The organism is Streptomyces sp. SID12488 (genome assembly GCF_010548275.1).
Taxonomy (GTDB): domain Bacteria; phylum Actinomycetota; class Actinomycetes; order Streptomycetales; family Streptomycetaceae; genus Streptomyces.
This window is the reverse complement of sequence record NZ_JAAGLT010000073.1, coordinates 1-2,133: the sequence shown is the minus strand read 5'-3', so window position 1 is coordinate 2,133 and position 2,133 is coordinate 1. Positions and strand designations below refer to the sequence as shown.

2 protein-coding genes are annotated in these 2,133 nt (G+C 61.2%); one reads left to right on the top strand and one right to left on the bottom strand.

Translation table 11 applies throughout. The features are described 5' to 3' along the window. On the bottom strand, positions 1-333 hold a 333-nt coding region (locus G3I56_RS42500; protein WP_164418870.1), incomplete at its 3' end, for a transposase. Between the two features lie 494 nt (positions 334-827). Between G3I56_RS42500 and G3I56_RS42495 the strand changes: the two genes are divergently transcribed. Beyond that, positions 828-2,000 (top strand): DUF697 domain-containing protein, encoded by a 1,173-nt coding sequence (locus G3I56_RS42495; RefSeq protein WP_164418868.1) that lies wholly within the window; start codon positions 828-830, stop codon positions 1,998-2,000. Positions 2,001-2,133 lie beyond the last annotated feature (133 nt).

Below are 2,133 nucleotides of genomic sequence, written 5' to 3'. Positions count from 1 at the left end.
CATCCCAGCGGCGTCGTGGTGGGCCCGGGCGGTGGTGGAGTCCACGCTGACCAGTGACAAGTCCGTCTTCCCCTGACGGGCGGCCTCAGCGATCACGCCTTCCAGCAGTACGGTGAAGACGCCGGCGTCCCGCCAGACCCGGAAGCGGCCGTAGACCGTCGGCCACGGGCCGAACTCCCCCGGCATTTCCCGCCACTGACTGCTGGTGCGGAACCGCCAGATCACTCCCTCGAACTGCTCACGCAGCCGCTCAGGGTATGGACCGTACTCGCCTATCGGCAGGAACGGCTCGATCAACTGCCACTGCTCGTCGGTGAGTTGCCTGCGCGTCACAGGCACCTTCCTACCGGATCCGAATTCCAGCCGAATCCGGATCGGCAAGATTGATCACGACGTCACACAGGCCCTAGTCGCGTCTGCCCACCACAGGGCAGTACGGGGACCGACTGGTGACAGGCCAGGCGCATGAACTGGAGAGGTTCGTCAATGCAGGTGTCGTCTCAGTAGTCAGCACACGGCGTGCTCCCCGGCTGATCCACCACAGCGCGCCTGATACCCCGCCCCGAGCCGCTGGCGCGGCATCCATCAGGAGTGGAATGGCCGAGATGAATTCGGTCGTTACTGCCGTCACGCCTCTTGTGCTCCGCAGGTAGCTCAGAAGTGGCATCTGGCCCAGGCGTGCGCCTGGGCGCGTGCGCTCCCGCGCGAGTGCGTAGAGCAAATGCGCCGCTGACAATCGGCCAATCGCACCAGTAGCGTTTCCACCGCTGGCGATGGGGGCCCGGCCTGCACCTCTGGGGCCGCTGGGAGCGAAAAGAGGGGGAAGCGTGACCGACGAATATGACTTTGACGCCTTTGAGCGAATCATTAAAGAGCACGTCGAGGAACAACTGGGGAAGCTGGGGAAGTTTAACCTGGTTCTTTTCGGAGACTCCGGAGCGGGAAAAAGCACACTGGTGAACGCTGTGTTTGGCCTCAATCTTGCGGAGACAGGTGTTGGCGACCCGGTGACGACGGAAATCGTTCTGCACCGTCGGCACGAAGATGATCCTCTTGGCATTTACGATTGTCCTGGCTTCGAGGTCGCCACTGGGGATCTGGATCAGGTTGTCGAGCAGGTGTCGGAGATCGTCCACAGCTCCCGGCAGAAGTCAGAGGCAGAGTGGATTCATGCCGCGTGGTTTGTGGTGAACCACCGGAATAACCGGTTCCTACCTGCGCATGTTGAGCTTGTACGGGCACTGGCCGACATGGACCTCCCTGTGTTCCTCGTTCTGACACATGTAGCCAGAGTCGGTCAGGACATCGAATCGAATGCCTTGGCGCTTTCCAGAGAGATTGTGGCCAAACAGCTTCCACTGGCGGCTGAAGGTCAGATTTTCTTGGTGAATTCGCAAGAGCTCGACCTACCCGGCGGGGCGAAGTATCCAGTTCACGGCATGAAGGATCTACTCGATGCCACCGTGGAAGCAATTCCTGAAGCTGCGCGTCGGGCCGCCTTAGCGGCCCAGCGACTCGACTTCACGCATCAGCGTATGGAAGCGCTCCAAGCTGTCGAACGTGCCAAAAAGATGGCTCAAGCCACTCAGTTTATTCCCGTTCCTGGTGCCGACATGGCCGGCTTTGCGGTGATTTTGAGCCGGCTAGTCGTGGAAATTAGCGTTGTCTACGGCGTGCCGCTGTCACGGAAGCAGTTGGCGGGGCTTACATGGACTGCCTTCATCGGCGGAACAGTCAGTAAGCAAGGAACGGGATGGCTGGTCAAGGAAGCAGCCAAGCGGCTTGGTCAGCAGATGGGCCGAAACATCCCGTTCGTTGGTACGGCTGTCAATGCTGCCAGCGCGGCGGCCGCGGGGCCGCTCACGGTCGCTGTTGGGCACGCTTGGATCGCCGTGTGTGAGTTCGTGCGCACCAAGGCGAAGCGGATCGAGGACACCCATGGTGTCGACTTGATCGAGCTATTTAAGCGCTACTACGAGCAGCGCTCACGCTCAGAGTAGTGGGCCAATCCCTGTTTGCAGTAAGGAGCATTAGTGGGCGGCAACTATCGTCGGCGGGGAGCCGAAGGTGACCCTGGGCGGGGGCGCCGGGGCAACACTCGTCTTTCCGCAGTGCAGTTGCGTAACCGGGCGC